17 protein-coding genes are annotated in these 19,337 nt (G+C 41.9%); all 17 read left to right on the forward strand.

Annotated features, from left to right (window positions below; all coding sequences use genetic code 11):
• The 17 genes from HMPREF1518_RS05385 to HMPREF1518_RS05465 all read left to right on the forward strand — a co-directional run bounded on the left by HMPREF1518_RS05385 (window position 1) and on the right by HMPREF1518_RS05465 (window position 19,113).
• The gene (locus HMPREF1518_RS05385; protein ID WP_000644731.1) at window positions 1–654 is read left to right on the forward strand and encodes a 3-oxoacid CoA-transferase subunit B; all 654 of its coding nucleotides are present in this window, start codon (window positions 1–3) and stop codon (window positions 652–654) included.
• Window positions 655–848: 194 nt separating this feature from the next.
• Window positions 849–1,757 carry a LysR family transcriptional regulator gene (locus HMPREF1518_RS05390; RefSeq protein ID WP_000351428.1) on the forward strand — a complete coding sequence of 303 codons (909 nt, stop codon included), beginning with the start codon at window positions 849–851 and terminating at the stop codon, window positions 1,755–1,757.
• A 15-nt stretch (window positions 1,758–1,772) separates the two neighbouring features.
• On the forward strand, window positions 1,773–2,885 hold the full coding sequence (locus tag HMPREF1518_RS05395) for an acyl-CoA dehydrogenase family protein (protein ID WP_000221883.1): 1,113 nt from the start codon (window positions 1,773–1,775) through the stop codon (window positions 2,883–2,885).
• 3 nt (window positions 2,886–2,888) lie between these two features.
• Entirely contained in the window at window positions 2,889–3,806 is a 918-nt protein-coding gene (locus HMPREF1518_RS05400) for an MBL fold metallo-hydrolase (protein ID WP_033584696.1), read from the forward strand.
• Between the two features lie 64 nt (window positions 3,807–3,870).
• A complete protein-coding gene (locus HMPREF1518_RS05405) occupies window positions 3,871–4,851 on the forward strand; it encodes a nitronate monooxygenase (protein WP_256283325.1) in 981 nt (326 codons plus the stop codon).
• 175 nt (window positions 4,852–5,026) lie between these two features.
• Complete coding sequence (locus tag HMPREF1518_RS05410) at window positions 5,027–7,000, forward strand: DHH family phosphoesterase (protein ID WP_033584698.1); 1,974 nt, start codon at window positions 5,027–5,029, stop codon at window positions 6,998–7,000.
• A complete protein-coding gene (gene rplI / locus HMPREF1518_RS05415) occupies window positions 6,997–7,449 on the forward strand; it encodes a 50S ribosomal protein L9 (RefSeq protein WP_000864201.1) in 453 nt (150 codons plus the stop codon). The genes HMPREF1518_RS05410 and rplI overlap by 4 nt, the downstream gene beginning before the upstream one ends.
• 43 nt (window positions 7,450–7,492) lie before the next feature.
• A complete protein-coding gene (gene dnaB, locus HMPREF1518_RS05420) occupies window positions 7,493–8,845 on the forward strand; it encodes a replicative DNA helicase (protein ID WP_000852476.1) in 1,353 nt (450 codons plus the stop codon).
• A 1-nt stretch (window position 8,846) separates the two neighbouring features.
• Window positions 8,847–9,122, forward strand: coding sequence for a Veg family protein (locus HMPREF1518_RS05425; RefSeq protein WP_001278166.1), 276 nt, complete (start codon window positions 8,847–8,849; stop codon window positions 9,120–9,122).
• Window positions 9,123–9,212: 90 nt separating this feature from the next.
• On the forward strand, window positions 9,213–10,322 hold the full coding sequence (locus tag HMPREF1518_RS05430; RefSeq protein ID WP_033584700.1) for a CHAP domain-containing protein: 1,110 nt from the start codon (window positions 9,213–9,215) through the stop codon (window positions 10,320–10,322).
• A gap of 84 nt (window positions 10,323–10,406) precedes the next feature.
• Window positions 10,407–13,040, forward strand: coding sequence for a DNA polymerase I (gene polA, locus HMPREF1518_RS05435; RefSeq protein WP_033584702.1), 2,634 nt, complete (start codon window positions 10,407–10,409; stop codon window positions 13,038–13,040).
• A 276-nt stretch (window positions 13,041–13,316) separates the two neighbouring features.
• On the forward strand, window positions 13,317–13,607 hold the full coding sequence (locus HMPREF1518_RS05440) for a thiamine-binding protein (RefSeq protein ID WP_033584704.1): 291 nt from the start codon (window positions 13,317–13,319) through the stop codon (window positions 13,605–13,607).
• Entirely contained in the window at window positions 13,570–14,328 is a 759-nt protein-coding gene (locus HMPREF1518_RS05445) for an ABC transporter permease (RefSeq protein ID WP_081730814.1), read from the forward strand. The genes HMPREF1518_RS05440 and HMPREF1518_RS05445 overlap by 38 nt, the downstream gene beginning before the upstream one ends.
• Window positions 14,329–14,366: 38 nt before the next feature.
• A complete protein-coding gene (locus HMPREF1518_RS05450) occupies window positions 14,367–15,374 on the forward strand; it encodes an ABC transporter substrate-binding protein (protein ID WP_033584706.1) in 1,008 nt (335 codons plus the stop codon).
• Window positions 15,374–16,102, forward strand: coding sequence for an ABC transporter ATP-binding protein (locus HMPREF1518_RS05455; protein ID WP_033584708.1), 729 nt, complete (start codon window positions 15,374–15,376; stop codon window positions 16,100–16,102). Before HMPREF1518_RS05450 ends, HMPREF1518_RS05455 begins: the two co-directional genes overlap by 1 nt.
• Window positions 16,103–16,220: 118 nt before the next feature.
• Window positions 16,221–16,679, forward strand: a complete 459-nt coding sequence (locus tag HMPREF1518_RS05460) for a CtsR family transcriptional regulator (RefSeq protein ID WP_001211263.1) — start codon at window positions 16,221–16,223, stop codon at window positions 16,677–16,679.
• A gap of 1 nt (window position 16,680) precedes the next feature.
• On the forward strand, window positions 16,681–19,113 hold the full coding sequence (locus HMPREF1518_RS05465) for an ATP-dependent Clp protease ATP-binding subunit (RefSeq protein ID WP_033584710.1): 2,433 nt from the start codon (window positions 16,681–16,683) through the stop codon (window positions 19,111–19,113).
• Window positions 19,114–19,337 lie beyond the last annotated feature (224 nt).

Consider the following 19,337-nt stretch of genomic DNA (forward strand, 5'->3'; position numbering starts at 1 on the left):
ATGAAAGCAAAAGAGATTATCGCAAGACGTGTAGCACTTGAATTTAAAGATGGAGATGTGGTCAATCTTGGTTTTGGGATTCCAAATGCCTCTGCTGATTACATTCCTGAAGGTGTAAATGTTATTTTACAGGCAGAAAATGGCGCTCTTCGATTTGGGGAAACACCTACCAAGGACAACTATAATGCCAATTTAGCGAACTCTGGTGGAGCTCCTATTACATTGTTGCCAGGAGCAGCCTTGTTTGATCTACAAACTTCCTTTGCCATTATTCGTGGTGGACACGTGGATGCAACCGTTCTTGGAGCTCTTGAAGTCAGCCAAGATGGAAGCATTGCGAACTGGATTATCCCAGGGAAATTTGCTCCTGGTATGGGTGGCGCAATGGACTTATTGGTAGGAGCTAAGCGTGTAATCGGGGCTATCCAACATACAACTGCTGATGGGGAATCTAAGTTGTTGAAAGAATGTACCTTGCCACTTTCAGCTAAAGGAGTATTGGATCTTGTCATCACAGAATTAGCTGTTTTTGGATTCAAAGATGGTAAATTCCTGTTGAAAGAGCTGGCTCCTGGTGTGACATTAGAAGAAGTTCTTGAAAAAACAGCTGGGGAAGTCATTGTCTCAGAAGACCTGAAAACAATGCCGATTTAAGCAAAAAAAGAGCTATTTTCTACTTAGTGTGTTATGATATAAACTAGATAGTATTGTAAGCGCTTTATATACAGCGTTAAAATGAAGTATTCGAAATGTTATTTCGATAAAAAGTCAGTAGACAACTATCAAACACTAGAATAGTTGTCTAATTGACTTACTAAAATAGTGAAGGAAAGCTAGGTGATGGGTAAGTGGATATTATCCAAATGAACTATTTCATCAATATCATAGAATGCGGATGCAACCTTTCCATTGCTGCAAAGAAGATTCACATTAGTCAATCAGCCTTGAGTCAATTTGTGACAAATTTTGAAGCAGCTGAAGGGGTTCAATTATTCAATCGTAAGAATGGAAGATTAGAAAGTTTAACAGAGGCGGGACGCAAAATTTATCGTTATGCGACCGAGATTGTGAATCGACATGAAGAAATGCTTTCCATGATCCATATAGAAGCTCAAAAGCAAAAAGGCACCATTAATTTTGGTATTCCGTCCTTGATTTTACGAGTTTATTTTGCTAGTGCCTTGCCTCATTTTCTGAAAAATAATCCTCATATCCATATCCAGGTTACGGAAGGTGGAGGGAAGGAAATTCGTCAAAAAATGGTTGATGGAGATTTGAATCTCTCTATTCTGATAGAGCCTACGAGCCTGGATGCTAAAAAATATGAACAACATATCATTCAATTGGATGAATACGTTGCTTATATGGATAAGGATCATCCGTTGGCTCAGAAAAGCTTGTTGGAATGGTCTGATATTGCTGGTTATGAATTGGCAACCTTCAACAAAACATTTACGACTTATGATTTAGTGACAGAAAAACTTCGTTCACAACGAATTGAGGCTAAATTTGCTTATCTTTCCTCTACTTGGGACTTCCTAGTTGAATCAACTCATCAGACAGATTTGATTGCCCTTTTGCCAAGGCCGGTTGAATATTTTGTGGATAAGAGTCGTTTTAAGGCGGTTAGATTCAAGGATCCGATTCCATTTAATATTTGGTTTTGTAGACCCTATAAAAACTCCTACAATGAAGTAGAGTCTTATGTGTATGAAGAATTGTTGAAAGATTATTACCAACCGTTTTCTGACAACTAAGATGAGGTGAATGCGATGACCTATAATGACGTGCTGGCACGAGAATTGAAGGCAGATGTGAAAGTGTTGATTCGGGACTATCTTAAGTCTCATGAGGATGAACAACAGTTCCCTAGAGAATTGCTTTATCAGTTTATTGAGCAATTTGATATCTTTTCCTTGCTTTTAGATAGTCAAGATTCTGTTTTGAGAACCGAGTTTTTAACCTTTATTCGCTTGATTTCAAAAGATTTTCCTGCTTTTTCTGCTGTTCTACTAACTCAGGCATGTTATGGTATCTATCCTATTTTACGATATGGGAGTCAGGAACAAAAATCGCGTTATGTAGAACCATTAGTAAGGGGAGAAATCTTAGCTGGCTTGGGATTTTCTGAAGGAAAATTGATGGACAGCTTGGAGGTTATTGCAACAACTGCAAGGAAAACAGAAACAGGTTGGTCTTTAACTGGGAAGAAGTCAATTGTATCAAATTGCCGCTATACAGATATTTTGTTAATCTTAGCCAAGGTTCAAGAAGCTAACGGAGAAGATGGATACGGATTTTTCATTGTTGATACGACTCGACCGGGAGTTGCTTTTGGAGATGATATTGCAAAACCTGGTTTACAGGGTTTGCCTGTGAATTCGGTAACTTTTGATCAGGTCATATTGCCAGAAGATAGTCTTCTAGGATTGACGCTAAATGGGGAAACTCAGTTAAATGATATTATCAAAAAATTACAGCTAGGATTAAGCGCAATCTCTATTGGTATCTCTGAGGGAGCTTTTGAAACAGGTCTGGCTTTTGTAAAGGTCAAAAGAAGATTTGGGAAACCATTAATCGATGCGACAGTCTATCAACATCAATTCGCAGACTTGTATACTAAGCTGTGTGCGGCTGAATCTTACTTTGCTTCCTACAAGGATAGGATGAAGGCGGATTCTCTCTTTGTATCTCAGATAAAACTTTATACGACAAAAGTAGCAATTGAGATTTCTGAGGAAATTATTAGATTAATTGGACCTCTTCAAACCTTGGATGACATCCCCATAGACCGTTATCTAAAGGATGCCAAAACGATTGAAATCTATGGAAAATCTGGGGATTCGATTCGTAAAAGAATAGCAGCCCAATGGATAAAGGAGTAAAGCATGGCAGAACTCACCTTACAGGAATATCAATTTCATGATATGAAACTGACATGGCTACGTGGAGCCGATAAATTGACGGATGCAGGGACTCTTTTTGGTCCGGTTCCGAAAGTTGTGTGGTCTCGTTACTACCCAACAAATGATGCTAATATGATGGCAGAATTGACGGATCCTATTTTGATCCAGTACAAGGGTAAAAATTACTTGATAGATGCAAGTTTTGATACAGCAAAATTATCCGATAAACAAAGGCGCAACTTAGGAATCTTAACTGAAAGTCGGGTAGAAGAAAGTTTATCTCTTTTAGGACTATCGCCTGAAGACATTGACATCGTGCTGATGACACATATGCATCATGATCATTCTGGTGGCTTGACGCGTGTGAATGATCAAGGAGAGTTGGTTTCCAAGTATCCAAACGCTAAGATTATTGTGAATGATGTCGAATGGTATGAGATGAGAAACCCTAATAATCGAACACGAGGAACTTATCTGAGAGAGAATTGGGAACCGATTCAAGATCAGGTGACGACTTTCTCAGAGTATATCAATGTCATTCCAGAAATCCAAATGATTCACACAAGTGGTCACAGCAATGGCCACAGTATTATCTTGCTCAAACAGGGGAAAGATACGATGATCCATATGGGGGACTTGATGTTATCACATGTTCATCGAAATCCTCTCTGGGTTCCAGCAGTTGATGATTATCCTATGAAATCCATTTTAGCCAAAGAGAAATGGTTGCGTCAGGCTTTTGAGAATCATTACAAGTTTTTCTTTTATCATGATCAATTTTTCGCGGTGGTAGAGTTTGACAAGGATGGGAAGGAATTTGTAGATTATGTTCTACGTTCTCGCCCCCCACTTATTCCTTTTACAGATCAGCAGGATCGTAAGCCAGATTTTTTAGGATAACAGAATATGAGGAGACAAATGTAACATTTTCTTGTTGACGGGGATATTGGTGCACTATGCATCCATTTGCCAACAAGAATCAACAGAAAATAAAAGGAGGACTCATATGTCAATTACAAAACTTTTACAGATTCAATATCCAATTTTCCAAGGGGCCATGGCTCAAATCTCCCACTATCAACTAGCAGCAGCTGTTTCTGAGGCTGGAGGATTAGGAATTATTGCGTCAGGTGGTATGACTGGAGAGCAGTTGCGAGAAGAAATTCGTGAATTGAGAAAGTTGACAGATAAGCCTTTTGGTGTCAACATTATGTTGATGATGAAAAACATCAAGGATATTGTGACTGTTATCATCGAAGAAAAGGTTCCGGTGGTAACTACAGGTGCAGGAACACCTAAGCATATCATGCCTTACTTGAAAGAAGCAGGAATCAAGGTTATTCCAGTTATTGCCAGTGTCAAGCATGCTCAAAAAATGGAAGAATTGGGAGTTGATGCTGTAATCGCTGAGGGTTCAGAAGCTGGTGGGCATATCGGAGAGACCAATACAATGGCTCTTATCCCGCAAATCGTTGATGCGGTATCAATTCCGGTCATTGCTGCCGGAGGTGTGGCAGATGGCCGAGGGCTGGCTGCTGCGATTGCCCTAGGTGCACAAGGAGTTCAAATGGGAACAGTTTTTCTTGCTTCAGAAGAATGTCCAATTTCTCCAGCCTATAAAGAAGCTATTTTGGCGGCAAGTGATACAGCGACTGCGGTTACAGGTCGCATTGCGGGAGCGCCAGTTCGTTGTATTCGCAATGAGATGACAGATCACTATATTGAATTAGAGCAGAAAGGTACAAACCGAGAGGAACTGGAAGAAATTACGATCGGTTCCCTATCTAAGGCTGTCTATGAAGGTGATACAGTTCATGGTTCAATGATGAGCGGACAAATTGCAGGTTTGGTGAAAGACATCAAACCATGTAAGTCTATTTTAGAATCAATTGTGAAACAGGCGCAAGAGCGCCTACAAGACATTCGACTAGAATTAGGTGAATAATGTAATCTAGGCGGAAGATTCTGCACTGATGTGGAAAAAGGAGAGCGAGGCATTTGCTCTCCTTTTTTATGTATGTTTTCTTTAAGAGTATCTTACTATAATAAAAGCAGTGCTTTCTCTTTAAAGGTCGCTTTTTAAGGGCATTTGTGATATAATAATGCGCAAGAGGTTTAGAATGAAAAAAAATAATTTAACTCCGAATTCTGCGATTCTACTAGGGATTGCAACTTTCGGAACCTTAACAATGCTGATTATTTTTTCACAAAATAATGTTGTAACAATCAGTGTCTTGTTTTTATTTGTACTTCTTTATCTGCTTTTATTTGTCTGGCAAAAAAAACAGTATGAAAAGAGCGAAATTGAACAAATCCAATACGTAAATCATCAAGCTGAAAATAGCTTGAGTACTTTGCTTGATCAAATGCCGGTGGGAGTCCTGAAATTAGACTTATCTAGTGGCGAAGTGGAATGGTTTAATCCCTATGCTGAGCTGATTTTGACGAATGAAGAAGGGGAAATTGATGTTGAATTAATTCAAACCATCATCAAGGCTTCTGTTGGGAATCCTGGTTCGTATGCTACCTTGGGCGAAACACGGTATGCTGTTCATATGGACAAGGCTTCGGGTGTTTTGTATTTCTTTGATGTTTCTGGGGAGTACGAAGCGACTGTCGAATTGGTAACTAGTCGTCCAGTCATTGGGGTTATCTCAGTGGATAATTACGATGATTTGGAGGATGCGACGTCTGACTCTGATATCAGCCATATCAATAGCTTTGTAGCTAATTTTGTTTCAGAATTTGCTAGTAAGTATGCTATATTTTCTCGCCGTGTGGGGATGGATCGTTTTTATTTATTCACAGATTACACAGTACTCGAGGAATTGATGAATGATAAATTCTCTGTTATTGATAGTTTCCGAGAAGAATCAAAACAGAGGCAACTGGCCCTAACCTTAAGTATGGGATTTTCTTATGGTGATGGAAATCATGAAGAGATAGGGAAAATTGCCTTGCTCAACTTGAACTTAGCAGAAGTTCGCGGTGGTGACCAGGTGGTGGTCAAGGAAAATAACGAAACCAAGAATCCTGTCTACTTTGGTGGAGGAACTGCTGCATCTATCAAACGTACTCGTACACGTACCAGAGCCATGATGACAGCCATTTCTGATAAGATTCGAAGTGTTGACCAAGTTTTTGTAGTCGGTCATAAAAATCTAGATATGGATGCTTTGGGCTCTGCTGTTGGTATGCAGTTGTTTGCAAGTAATATTATTGAGAACAGTTATGCTGTCTACGATGCAGACCATATGCCAGCAGATATCGAACGTGCTATTCAGTTCTTGAAGAAGGAAGATGTCACGAAACTTTTATCTCTTACAGATGCGATGAAGCTAGTTACAAACCGTTCATTATTGATTCTGGTGGATCATTCCAAGACGGCTTTAACCTTGTCAAAAGATTTTTATGATTTGTTTACTCAAACTATTGTTATTGACCATCATAGACGTGATCAGGATTTCCCTGAGAATGCAGTCATCACCTATATTGAAAGTGGGGCAAGTAGTGCCAGTGAGTTGGTAACAGAATTGATTCAGTTCCAAAATTCTAAGAAAAATCGTTTGAGTCGTATGCAGGCTAGCGTACTGATGGCTGGTATGATGCTGGATACCAAGAATTTCACATCTCGCGTGACGAGCCGAACCTTTGATGTGGCTAGCTACCTGAGAACACGGGGAAGTGACAGTATTGCTATTCAGGAGATTGCTGCGACAGATTTTGAAGAGTATCGTGAGGTAAATGAACTCATTTTACAAGGTCGTAAGTTAGGTTCAGATATCTTGATTGCCCAAGCTAAGGACCCAACCACTTATGACACCGTTGTTATTAGTAAGGCTGCTGATGCTATGTTAGCTATGTCCGGCATTGAGGCTAGTTTCGTTCTGGCAAAAAATACACAAGGATTTATCTCTATCTCGGCTCGAAGTCGTAGTAAAATCAATGTGCAACGCATTATGGAAGAGCTGGGTGGTGGAGGTCACTTTAATCTAGCAGCTGCGCAAATCGAGGATATGAGTTTGTCGGAAGCGGGAGAAAAATTGACTCAACTAATCTTGGAAGAACTAAAGGAAAAGGAGAAAGAAGAATGAAAGTAATCTTTTTAGCAGATGTTAAAGGAAAAGGGAAGAAAGGCGAAATTAAGGAAATGCCAACTGGCTACGCTCAAAACTTCCTGATTAAAAAGAATTTGGCCAAGGAAGCAACTGCTCAAGCAGTGGGTGAGTTGCGTGGAAAACAAAAATCAGAAGAAAAGGCTCATGCTGAAATGATTGCTGAAGCAAAAGCCATCAAGGCTAAGCTTGAGGCAGAAGAAACAGTTGTAGAGTTTGTTGAAAAGGTTGGACCAGATGGCCGTACATTTGGTTCCATCACTAACAAGAAAATTGCAGAAGAATTGCAAAAGCAGTTTGGTATTAAGATTGACAAACGCAATATTCAAGTGCAAGCACCAATTCGAGCAGTAGGTTTGATTGATGTACCAGTGAAGATCTATCAAGATGTTACAAGTGTCATCAATCTTCGTGTAAAAGAAGGCTAAGTTTACAACTTCTTGACAAGATTGTAAAAGGAAGGAAAGTCGGATGGCAGAAGTAGAGGAACTGCGAGTTCAACCTCAGGATATTTTAGCAGAACAATCTGTTTTGGGGGCTATTTTTATAGATGAGAGTAAGCTCGTTTTTGTCCGAGAATACATTGATTCTCGTGACTTCTTTAAGTATGCTCATCGATTGATTTTCCAAGCGATGGTAGATTTGTCGGATCGTGGGGAAGCAATTGATGCGACTACAGTTCGGACGATTTTGGATAGTCAAGGGGATCTCCAAAATATTGGCGGCCTGTCCTATCTTGTCGAAATTGTCAACTCTGTACCAACCTCAGCTAATGCGGAATATTATGCTAAAATCGTAGCCGAAAAGGCTATGCTACGTCGCTTGATTTCCAAGTTGACAGAGTCTGTCAACCAAGCCTATGAAGCTTCTAAGCCTGCAGATGAAATCATCGCTCAGGCTGAAAAGGGGCTTATTGATGTTAGCGAAAACGCCAATCGTAGTGGGTTCAAGAACATCCGAGATATTCTAAATATCAACTTTGGGAACCTAGAAGTTCGGTCACAACAAACAACGGATATCACTGGTATTGCAACGGGTTACCGTGATTTGGACCATATGACGACAGGTCTCCATGAGGAGGAACTAATTATCCTAGCGGCGCGACCAGCAGTTGGTAAGACGGCCTTTGCCTTGAACATTGCTCAGAACATTGGGACTAAGTTGGACAAGACGGTTGCCATCTTTTCACTGGAAATGGGTGCGGAAAGTCTAGTAGACCGTATGTTGGCGGCCGAAGGCTTGGTGGAGTCTCATTCTATCCGTACGGGTCAATTGACTGATGAGGAGTGGCAAAAGTATACCATTGCTCAAGGGAACCTAGCCAACGCGAGTATCTATATCGATGATACGCCGGGGATTCGGATCACGGAAATTCGTTCGCGGTCACGCAAACTGGCTCAAGAAACGGGCAATCTAGGATTGATTTTGATAGACTACCTACAGCTTATTACAGGGACTGGTCGTGAGAACCGCCAACAAGAAGTTTCTGAAATTTCTCGTCAGTTAAAAATTCTAGCCAAGGAATTGAAAGTTCCAGTCATTGCTCTTAGTCAGTTATCTCGTGGAGTGGAACAGCGTCAGGATAAGAGACCAGTCTTGTCTGATATTCGTGAATCGGGTTCTATCGAGCAGGATGCGGATATCGTAGCTTTTCTATACCGTGACGACTACTACGATCGTGCGGGTGAAGAAGAGGAAGGAATTCCAAATAATAAGGTTGAGGTTATCATCGAGAAAAACCGTAGTGGAGCTCGCGGAACGGTGGAATTGATTTTCCAAAAAGAATACAATAAATTTTCAAGTATTTCAAAGAGGGAGGCATAAGATGTCAGATGCATTTACAGATGTAGCCAAGATGAAAAAAATCAAAGAAGAAATCAAGGCACATGAGGGACAAGTCGTTGAAATGACTTTGGAAAATGGCCGTAAGCGCCAAAAAAATAGATTGGGTAAGCTAATTGAGGTTTATCCATCTCTATTTATCGTTGAATTTGGGGATGTTGAGGGAGATAAACAAGCTAATGTCTATGTTGAATCCTTCACCTACTCAGATATCTTGACAGAAAAGAACTTGATTCGCTATCTAGACCAAGAATCCTAAAATGAAGTGAGCTTTGCTCACTTTTTTCTTTTTCTCCCGAATAGTATAAACGAGGGTAACCTCGGAAATATATATTATTAAGGAGAATGAATGACGTTTTTTAAATCAGGAGTTAAGAAGAGTAGATGTACTCAGTTGAGTGTAGGGCTGGCTACTTTGTTTGTTACAAGTACCTTTTTGTTTGGTGGAGAATCGGTTCAAGCTGATAGTGTAGCGCGTGGAGATGACTATCCGCTTCACTACAAAAATGGTAGTGTTGAAATCGATCAGTGGCGGATGTATTCTCGCCAGTGTACCTCTTTTGCGGCCTTTCGTTTGAGTAGTGTAAATGGCTTTGAGATTCCTCCTGCTTACGGAAATGCGAATGAATGGGGACATCGTGCAAGGCGAGAAGGCTACCGTGTGGATACTAAGCCAGAAGTTGGAGCTATTGCTTGGTCGACAGAAGGTTATTATGGGCACGTGGCCTGGGTATCAAATGTATCAGGGGATACGATTGAAATCGAAGAGTATAACTATGGGGTTCGAGAAAAGTATAACCGTCGAAAAGTCAAGGCTAGTTCGATGACAGGTTTTATTCATTTCAGGGATTTATCCGCTACCCATAGTGTGAGTGAGGGTTCTCGTAACTCAGAGCTTCCGTCCAGCGGGACAATAGTATTCACGGGGAAATCGCCGATTATGGACCAACCGTCAAGTACAGGACAGGTTATTGATTACTATTATGCTGGTGAGAGTGTGAGTTATGATCAAGTTCTTGAAAAGGATGGTTATAAGTGGCTCGGCTATCTATCCTACAGTGGTGCTAGAAGATATGTGCAGTATGCAGAGTTAAGCAATACAGAGAAAGGCTGGAAAAAAGAAGGAGGGAGTTGGTATTACCGAGAGAATGGTAAGCTAGTGATAGGTTGGAAAAAAGTTAACGACAATTGGTATCATTTAAAAGAAAATGGGGCCATGTCAACTGGCTGGATTAAGGATGGCTCTTACTGGTATTATCTAAAGGCTTCAGGTGAGATGCAGACGGGATGGCTCAAGGAAAATGGAACATGGTATTATTTGGAGAGTTCAGGGGCTATGAAGTCTAGCCAGTGGTTCCAAGTAGGAGGAAAGTATTACTACGTTAATGCTTCAGGGGCTTTAGCAGTGAATACCACTGTGGATGGCTATCAAGTAGATAGTAACGGAGCTAGAATCTAGAAAGAATATAAAAAAGAGGACTTCATTACCATTTGCCTATTCTTTCCGATGGTATTTTTCCCCTCTTTCCTTTATAATGGGTGTATGGACAAGAAAAAATTATTATTAATTGATGGATCTTCTGTTGCTTTTCGAGCTTTTTTTGCGCTCTATCAGCAGTTGGATCGGTTTAAAAATGCTAATGGCCTTCATACCAATGCAATCTATGGCTTTCAACTCATGTTGAATCATGTCTTGGAGCGGGTTGAGCCCAGTCATGTTTTGGTAGCCTTTGATGCAGGTAAGACGACTTTCCGAACAGAGATGTATGCGGACTACAAGGGTGGTCGCGCTAAAACTCCAGATGAGTTTCGTGAGCAATTTCCCTTCATTCGTGAGTTGCTAGACCACCTTGGGATTCGCCACTATGAATTAACCCAGTATGAGGCAGATGATATCATTGGGACTTTAGGCCGTTTGGCTGAGAAGGATTCTTTTGATGTGACAATCGTTAGCGGAGATAAGGATTTGATCCAGTTGACGGACGAGCATACGGTGGTCGAGATTTCCAAGAAAGGTGTGGCTGAGTTTGAGGCCTTTACACCAGCTTACCTTATGGAAAAGATGGGACTCACACCAGCTCAGTTTATAGACCTCAAGGCTCTGATGGGGGATAAGTCTGATAATATCCCTGGCGTCACTAAGATTGGTGAAAAGACGGGCATCAAGCTCTTACTAGAACACGGTTCGCTTGAGGGTATTTATGAAAATATCGATGGGATGAAGGCTTCTAAGATGAAGGAAAATCTCATCAATGACAAGGAACAAGCCTTTTTATCGAAAACGCTAGCAACCATTGAGACTCAGGCACCGATTGAGATTGGCCTTGATGATTTGGTCTATAGTGGACCAGATGTGGAAAATCTCGGAAAATTCTACGATGAAATGGGCTTCAAACAGCTCAAGCAAGCTCTAAATGTTTCGTCGAAGGATGCGCCTGAAAATTTGGATTTCACTATCGTTGACCACGTTAGTCAAGACATGCTGAGCGCAGACTCTATCTTCCACTTTGAACTCTTTGGTGAGAATTACCATACAGATGACTTGGTTGGTTTTGCCTGGTCCTGTGGGGATAAACTTTACGCTACAGACAAACTTGAGCTCTTGCAGGAGCCGATTCTCAAGGATTTTCTAGAAAAAACACCTCTGAAAGTGTATGATTTTAAGAAAGCTAAGGTTCTTTTAAATCGCTTTGGTTTGAATTTACAGGCTCCTGCTTTTGACAGCCGTTTGGCCAAATACCTCCTCTCTACTGTCGAGAATAATGAAATTTCAACCATTGCGAATCTCTATGGCCAGACTTATTTGGTCGATGATGAGACTTTCTATGGTAAGGGGGTCAAGAGGGCAATTCCTGAACGTGAGAAATTCTTGGAGCACTTGGCTCGCAAGATTGCTGTATTGGTTGAGACTGAGCCGGTTTTACTTGAAAAACTCAGTGAACATGGACAGTTAGATCTCCTCTATGACATGGAGCAACCTCTGGCTTTTGTCCTTGCTAAGATGGAAATTGCTGGTATCAAGGTCAAAAAAGAAACTCTGCTTGAGATGCAGGCTGAAAATGAGCTTGTTATTGAAAAACTGACTCAAGAGATTTACGAGTTGGCTGGTGAGGAGTTTAATATCAACTCCCCTAAGCAGTTGGGCGCGCTTCTCTTTGAAAAACTCGGTCTTCCTCTAGAATACACTAAGAAAACCAAAACAGGTTACTCGACAGCCGTGGATGTGCTAGAGCGACTAGCTCCTATTGCTCCGATTGTTAAAAAAATCCTCGACTACCGTCAGATTGCTAAGATCCAGTCTACCTATGTGATTGGTTTGCAAGACTGGATCTTGGATGATGGCAAGATTCATACGCGCTATGTACAGGACTTGACTCAGACAGGTCGTCTGTCTAGTGTGGATCCAAACTTGCAAAATATTCCTGTACGTTTGGAACAAGGTCGTTTGATTCGTAAGGCTTTCGTACCTGAATGGGAGGATAGTGTTCTTCTTAGCTCGGATTATTCACAGATTGAATTGCGCGTTTTGGCTCATATTTCTAAGGATGAGCATCTGATTAAGGCCTTTCAAGAGGGAGCAGATATCCATACTTCGACGGCCATGCGGGTCTTTGGAATTGAACGCCCTGAGGATGTGACTCCAAACGACCGTCGTAATGCCAAGGCGGTTAACTTTGGAGTGGTTTACGGGATTTCAGACTTTGGCTTGTCTAATAATCTGGGCATCAGCCGTAAGGAAGCAAAAGCCTACATTGATACTTACTTTGAACGCTTCCCAGGTATTAAAAACTATATGGATGAGGTGGTGCGTGAGGCGCGTGATAAGGGCTATGTAGAAACTCTCTTCAAGCGTCGTCGTGAGTTGCCTGATATTAATTCGCGCAACTTCAACATTCGTGGTTTTGCAGAGCGGACGGCCATCAACTCTCCTATTCAGGGTTCGGCAGCAGATATTCTCAAGATTGCTATGATCCAGCTAGACAAAGCTCTAGTTGAAGGTGGCTATCAGACTAAGATGCTGTTGCAAGTGCATGATGAAATCGTCCTCGAGGTTCCAAAATCAGAACTAGTAGCCGTCAAAGCTCTAGTGAAACAAACCATGGAAGAAGCCATCCAGCTTAGTGTTCCCCTCATTGCAGATGAAAACGAAGGAGCAACTTGGTACGAGGCTAAATAAGAGAGTTATGATAGAGTTTGAAGCATTTGCCTTCAAACTCTTTTTCAAGATTTTCTGTAAGCAGTTTCCTTGACTTTTCCTTGTATTTGCGTTACTATATGTCCATATAAGATATGGGAGTCTGTGTACAGTCTGAGAGGAAGTGTTAAACTTCGACCGCACCTGATCTGGGTAATGCCAGCGTAGGGAACGATACTTAGCCAAATTCTGCACCTTTTCCATATATGGAAGGGGTTTTCTTTTTGTCAAAAGGAAACCTGAGAAAAGGAGGTTTTTATGAAAGCAAGCATTGCCTTGCAAGTCTTGCCCCTATCGCAGGGGGTTGATCGAATTGCTATTATCGATCAGGTGATTGCTTATCTGCAAGCTCAGTCCGTGACCATGGTAGTGACATCATTTGAAACGGTATTGGAAGGGGAGTTTGATGAGCTCATGCGCATTCTCAAAGAAGCGCTTGAAGTGGTAGAGCAGGAGGCAGATAATGTCTTTGCCAATGTCAAAATAAATGTAGGAGAGATTTTAAGCATCGATGAGAAACTTGAAAAGTATGATGAGACGACACATTAGTCTTTTGGGCTTTATAGGAGTCTTGTCGGTCTGGCAGTTAGCGGGAATATTCAAACTTTTACCCAAGTTTATCCTACCAACTCCCTTTGAAATTCTCCAGGCCTTTGTTCGTGACAGAGAATTTCTCTGGCACCATAGCTGGGCGACCTTGAGAGTAGCTTTACTCGGACTAGTCTTAGGAGTCTTGATTGCCTGTCTCATGGCGGTGCTTATGGACAGTCTGGCTTGGCTCAATGACCTTATCTACCCTATGATGGTGGTTGTTCAGACCATTCCTACCATTGCCATAGCCCCTATTCTGGTCTTGTGGCTAGGTTATGGGATTTTGCCCAAGATTGTCTTGATTATCTTGACAACAACTTTCCCTATCATCGTCAGTATTTTAGATGGATTTAGGCATTGTGACAAGGATATGCTGACCTTGTTTAGTCTGATGCGGGCCAAGCCTTGGCAAATCCTTTGGCATTTTAAAATACCGGTCAGCCTGCCCTACTTTTATGCAGGTCTGAGGGTCAGTGTCTCCTACGCCTTTATCACAACAGTGGTATCTGAGTGGTTGGGAGGCTTTGAAGGACTAGGTGTTTACATGATTCAGTCCAAGAAACTGTTTCAGTATGATACCATGTTTGCCATTATTATTCTGGTGTCGATTATTAGCCTTCTGGGTATGAAGTTGGTCGATGTCAGCGAAAAATATGTGATTAAATGGAAACGTTCATAGGACAAGAACGTTTGAGAAAAAGAAAAGAGGAAATCAAAATGAAAAAAACATGGAAAGTGTTTTTAACGCTTGTAACGGCTTTTGTAGCTGTCGTACTTGTGGCTTGTGGCCAAGAAACTGCTTCTAAGGATAACAAAGAAGCAGAACTCAAAAAGATTGACTTTATCCTAGATTGGACGCCAAATACCAACCACACAGGGCTGTATGTTGCCAAGGAAAAAGGTTATTTCAAAGAAGCTGGAGTGGATGTTGATTTGAAATTGCCACCTGAAGAAAGTTCTTCTGACTTGGTGATCAATGGTAAGGCACCATTTGCAGTGTATTTCCAAGACTACATGGCTAAAAAATTGGAAAAAGGGGCAGGAATTACTGCCGTTGCCGCTATCGTTGAGCACAATACATCAGGAATCATCTCTCGTAAATCTGACAATGTAAGCAGTCCGAAGGATTTGGTTGGTAAGAAATACGGAACTTGGAATGACCCAACGGAGCTTGCAATGTTGAAGACTTTAGTAGAATCACAAGGTGGAGACTTTGAGAAGGTCGAAAAAGTACCAAACAACGACTCAAACTCAATCACACCAATTGCTAATGGCGTCTTTGACACTGCTTGGATCTACTACGGTTGGGATGGTATTCTTGCCAAATCTCAAGGCGTAGACGCTAACTTCATGTATTTGAAAGACTATGTAAAAGAGTTTGACTACTACTCACCAGTAATCATCGCTAACAACGACTATCTCAAAGACAACAAAGAAGAAGCTCGCAAAGTTATCCAAGCTATCAAAAAAGGCTACCAATATGCCATGGAACATCCAGAGGAAGCTGCAGATATCCTCATTAAGAACGCACCTGAACTCAAGGAAAAACGTGACTTTGTTATCGAATCTCAAAAATACTTGTCAAAAGAATACGCAAGCGACAAGGAAAAATGGGGACAATATGACGCAGAACGCTGGAATGCCTTCTACAAATGGGACAAAGAAAATGGTATCCTTAAAGAAGACTTGACAGACAAAGGCTTCACTAATGAATTTGTAAAATAATGACAGAAATTAGACTAGAACACGTGAGCTATGCCTATGGCGATGAAAAGATTTTAGAGGACATCAACCTGCAGGTGAAGTCAGGTGAAGTAGTTTCTATCCTGGGACCTAGTGGTGTTGGAAAGACCACCCTCTTTAACCTAATCGCTGGGATTTTAGAAGTCCAGTCTGGGCGAATTGTCCTTGATGGCGAGGAGAATCCTAAGGGGCGCGTGAGTTATATGTTACAAAAGGATCTCCTCTTGGAGCACAAGACGGTGCTTGGCAATATCATCCTGCCGCTCTTGATTCAAAAGGTGGATAAGGCAGAGGCTATTGCCCGAGCGGATGACATCCTTGCGATCTTCCAGTTGACAGCTGTACGGGACAAGTATCCTCACGAACTCAGCGGAGGGATGCGCCAGCGTGTAGCCTTGCTTCGGACCTATCTTTTTGGACACAAACTCTTTCTTTTGGATGAGGCCTTTAGCGCTTTGGACGAGATGACCAAGATGGAACTCCATACTTGGTATCTGGAGATTCACAAACAGCTACAGCTGACGACTTTGATTATCACACATAGTATCGAAGAGGCCCTCAATCTCAGCGACCGCATCTACATCCTAAAAAATCGTCCTGGGCAAATTGTTTCAGAAATTAAACTAGATTGGTCTGAAGACGAGGACAAGGAAGTCCAAAAAATTGCCTACAAACGACAAATATTAGCAGAATTGGGCTTAGATAAGTAGAAAAATAGGGAGTTGGTGAAGATTATCCTTCACCAGCGCCCTTTTTCTTTTAAAAATGAAAAAATTTCGGTATAATAGTCAAAGATAGTCAAGGTTCAAAGAAGGAGTTTGATTTACTATGAGATTTAAAAATACATCAGATCATATCGAAGCCTATATCAAGGCGATTTTAGACCAGTCTGGTATCGTGGAATTGCAACGGAGCCAGTTGGCAGATACCTTTCAGGTTGTACCGAGTCAGATTAACTATGTAATTAAGACCCGCTTTACGGAAAGTAGAGGTTACTTAGTTGAGAGCAAGCGTGGTGGTGGAGGCTACATTCGCATAGGGCGGATTGAGTTTTCCAGTCATCATGAGATGCTCCGCGATTTGCTTTACTCGATTGGTGAGCGAGTTAGTCAGGAGATCTATGAGGATATTCTCCAGCTTTTGGTGGAGCAGGACTTAATGACCAAGCAGGAGATGACCTTGCTAACTTCAGTAGCAACGGATCGTGTCCTAGGGGAAGAATCCTCAGTTGTTCGTGCCAATATGCTCCGACAGCTATTGCAAGAGGTAGATAGAAAAGAGAAGTAAGATGAACTATTCAAAAGCATTGAATGAATGTATCGAAAGTGCCTACATGGTTGCGAGCCATTTTGGAGCTCGTTACCTAGAATCTTGGCATTTATTGATTGCCATGTCCAATCACAGTTACAGTGTGGCAGGTGCAACTTTAAATGATTATCCTTATGAAATGGACCGTTTAGAAGAGGTTGCGTTGGAACTGACTGAAACGGCCTATAGCCAGGACGAAACCTTTACAGAATTACCTTTTTCCCATCGTTTGGAAGTTCTCTTTGCAGAAGCAGAGTATGTGGCCTCAGTGGTCCACGCAAAGATGCTAGGGACAGAGCATGTCCTCTATGCAATCTTGCATGACGGCAATGCCTTGGCAACACGCATCTTGGAGAGAGCAGGCTTCTCTTATGAAGACCAGAAAGATCAGGTCAGAATTGCCGCTCTTCGTCGTAATCTAGAAGAGCGTGCTGGCTGGACTAGAGAAGATCTCAAGGCTTTGCGTCAACGTCATCGCACAGTAACTGACAAGCAAAATTCCATGGCCAATATGATGGGCATGCCTCAAGCTCAAAGTGGCGGTCTCGAGGACTATACGCATGATTTGACAGAGCAAGCGCGTTCTGGCAAGTTAGAGCCAGTTATCGGTCGTGACAAGGAAATCTCGCGTATGATTCAGATTTTGAGTCGGAAGACCAAGAATAATCCGGTCTTGGTTGGTGATGCTGGTGTCGGGAAAACAGCTTTAGCACTTGGGCTTGCCCAGCGTATTGCTAGTGGGGACGTACCAGCTGAAATGGCAAAGATGCGCGTTCTAGAGCTTGATTTGATGAATGTCGTTGCGGGGACACGTTTCCGTGGTGACTTTGAAGAGCGTATGAACAACATCATCAAGGATATCGAGGAAGATGGTAAAGTGATCCTCTTTATTGATGAACTTCACACCATCATGGGTTCTGGTAGTGGGATTGACTCAACTCTGGATGCGGCCAATATCTTGAAACCAGCCTTGGCGCGTGGAACTTTGAGAACTGTTGGTGCGACTACTCAGGAGGAATACCAAAAACATATCGAAAAGGATGCAGCCCTTTCTCGTCGTTTCGCCAAAGTGACGATCGAAGAGCCAAGCGTGGCCGACAGTATGACCATTTTACAGGGCTTGAAGGCTACCTATGAGAAACACCACCGTGTGCAAATCACAGATGAAGCCGTTGAAACAGCTGTTAAGATGGCGCATCGTTACTTGACCAGTCGTCACTTGCCAGACTCTGCTATCGACCTCTTAGATGAAGCAGCAGCAACAGTGCAAAACAAATCCAAGCATGTGAAAGCAGACGAATCCGACTTGACTCCAGCTGACAAGGCCCTGATGGATGGCAAGTGGAAACAAGCTGCCCAGTTAATTGCAAAAGAGCAGGAAGTCCCTGTCTATAAAGACTTGGTAACAGAATCTGAAATTTTAACCACCTTGAGTCGTTTGTCAGGAATTCCAGTTCAAAAACTGACACAAACGGATGCCAAGAAATACCTTAATTTGGAAGCGGAGTTGCACAAACGTGTCATCGGTCAAGATCAAGCTGTTTCAAGTATTAGCCGTGCCATTCGCCGTAACCAGTCAGGTATTCGCAGTCACAAACGTCCGATTGGCTCCTTTATGTTCCTAGGACCGACGGGTGTCGGAAAGACCGAATTGGCTAAGGCTTTGGCAGAAGTTCTCTTTGATGACGAATCAGCTCTTATCCGCTTTGATATGAGTGAGTATATGGAGAAATTTGCAGCTAGCCGTCTCAACGGTGCCCCTCCGGGTTATGTGGGCTACGAAGAAGGTGGGGAATTGACAGAGAAGGTTCGTAATAAGCCTTACTCCGTACTCCTCTTTGATGAGGTCGAGAAGGCACACCCAGACATCTTTAATGTTCTCTTGCAGGTCTTGGATGATGGAGTTCTAACAGACAGCAAGGGGCGCAAGGTTGACTTTTCAAATACCATTATCATCATGACGTCAAACCTTGGTGCGACAGCCCTTCGTGATGACAAGACTGTCGGTTTTGGGGCCAAGGACATTCGTTTTGACCAAGAAAATATGGAAAAACGAATCTTCGAAGAGTTGAAAAAAGCTTATCGACCAGAGTTTATCAACCGTATTGATGAAAAGGTGGTCTTCCATAGCTTGGATAGTGAACACATGCAGGAAATTGTCAAGATCATGGTTAAACCATTGATTGCTAGCCTAGCAGAGAAGGGTATTGACTTGAAACTGCAAGCTTCGGCACTGAAGTTACTAGCAAGCCAAGGATATGATCCAGAAATGGGAGCTCGCCCACTTCGCAGAACACTGCAAACAGAGGTGGAAGACAAGCTGGCAGAACTCCTCCTCAAGGGAGAACTGGTAGCAGGCAAAATCCTCAAAATCGGTGTCAAAGCTGGTCAACTAAAATTTGATATTGCTTAAAAATGGAGAATCAGGAGAAGTCCTGATTCTTTTTTGTATTTATTTTTATGAAACCAAAGGAAACAAGTTGACAATATGTAAATATTGGTTATAATAAGAATAGATATTAAGATTTGTATAGCATGAAAAAGAGCAGAGTTTCCTGAAATTTCCACCATTTCAATAGAGCCCTGTTTCTTTTTTTGCGTATGAAATGAAAATAATGTAAACCTAGCAAAAGGGTG

It is taken from the genome of Streptococcus sp. SR1, assembly GCF_000526075.1.
GTDB classification, from domain to species: Bacteria; Bacillota; Bacilli; order Lactobacillales; family Streptococcaceae; genus Streptococcus; species Streptococcus halitosis.

Coding starts and splice junctions, on each gene's coding strand:
- HMPREF1518_RS05385 (WP_000644731.1), top strand. CDS start 1: ATGAAAGCAAAAGAGATTATCGCAAGACGTGTAGCACTTGAATTTAAA.
- HMPREF1518_RS05395 (WP_000221883.1), top strand. CDS start 1,773: ATGACCTATAATGACGTGCTGGCACGAGAATTGAAGGCAGATGTGAAA.
- HMPREF1518_RS05400 (WP_033584696.1), top strand. CDS start 2,889: ATGGCAGAACTCACCTTACAGGAATATCAATTTCATGATATGAAACTG.
- HMPREF1518_RS05410 (WP_033584698.1), top strand. CDS start 5,027: ATGAAAAAAAATAATTTAACTCCGAATTCTGCGATTCTACTAGGGATT.
- rplI (WP_000864201.1), top strand. CDS start 6,997: ATGAAAGTAATCTTTTTAGCAGATGTTAAAGGAAAAGGGAAGAAAGGC.
- dnaB (WP_000852476.1), top strand. CDS start 7,493: ATGGCAGAAGTAGAGGAACTGCGAGTTCAACCTCAGGATATTTTAGCA.
- HMPREF1518_RS05425 (WP_001278166.1), top strand. CDS start 8,847: ATGTCAGATGCATTTACAGATGTAGCCAAGATGAAAAAAATCAAAGAA.
- HMPREF1518_RS05430 (WP_033584700.1), top strand. CDS start 9,213: ATGACGTTTTTTAAATCAGGAGTTAAGAAGAGTAGATGTACTCAGTTG.
- polA (WP_033584702.1), top strand. CDS start 10,407: ATGGACAAGAAAAAATTATTATTAATTGATGGATCTTCTGTTGCTTTT.
- HMPREF1518_RS05440 (WP_033584704.1), top strand. CDS start 13,317: ATGAAAGCAAGCATTGCCTTGCAAGTCTTGCCCCTATCGCAGGGGGTT.
- HMPREF1518_RS05445 (WP_081730814.1), top strand. CDS start 13,570: ATGAGAAACTTGAAAAGTATGATGAGACGACACATTAGTCTTTTGGGC.
- HMPREF1518_RS05450 (WP_033584706.1), top strand. CDS start 14,367: ATGAAAAAAACATGGAAAGTGTTTTTAACGCTTGTAACGGCTTTTGTA.
- HMPREF1518_RS05455 (WP_033584708.1), top strand. CDS start 15,374: ATGACAGAAATTAGACTAGAACACGTGAGCTATGCCTATGGCGATGAA.
- HMPREF1518_RS05460 (WP_001211263.1), top strand. CDS start 16,221: ATGAGATTTAAAAATACATCAGATCATATCGAAGCCTATATCAAGGCG.
- HMPREF1518_RS05465 (WP_033584710.1), top strand. CDS start 16,681: ATGAACTATTCAAAAGCATTGAATGAATGTATCGAAAGTGCCTACATG.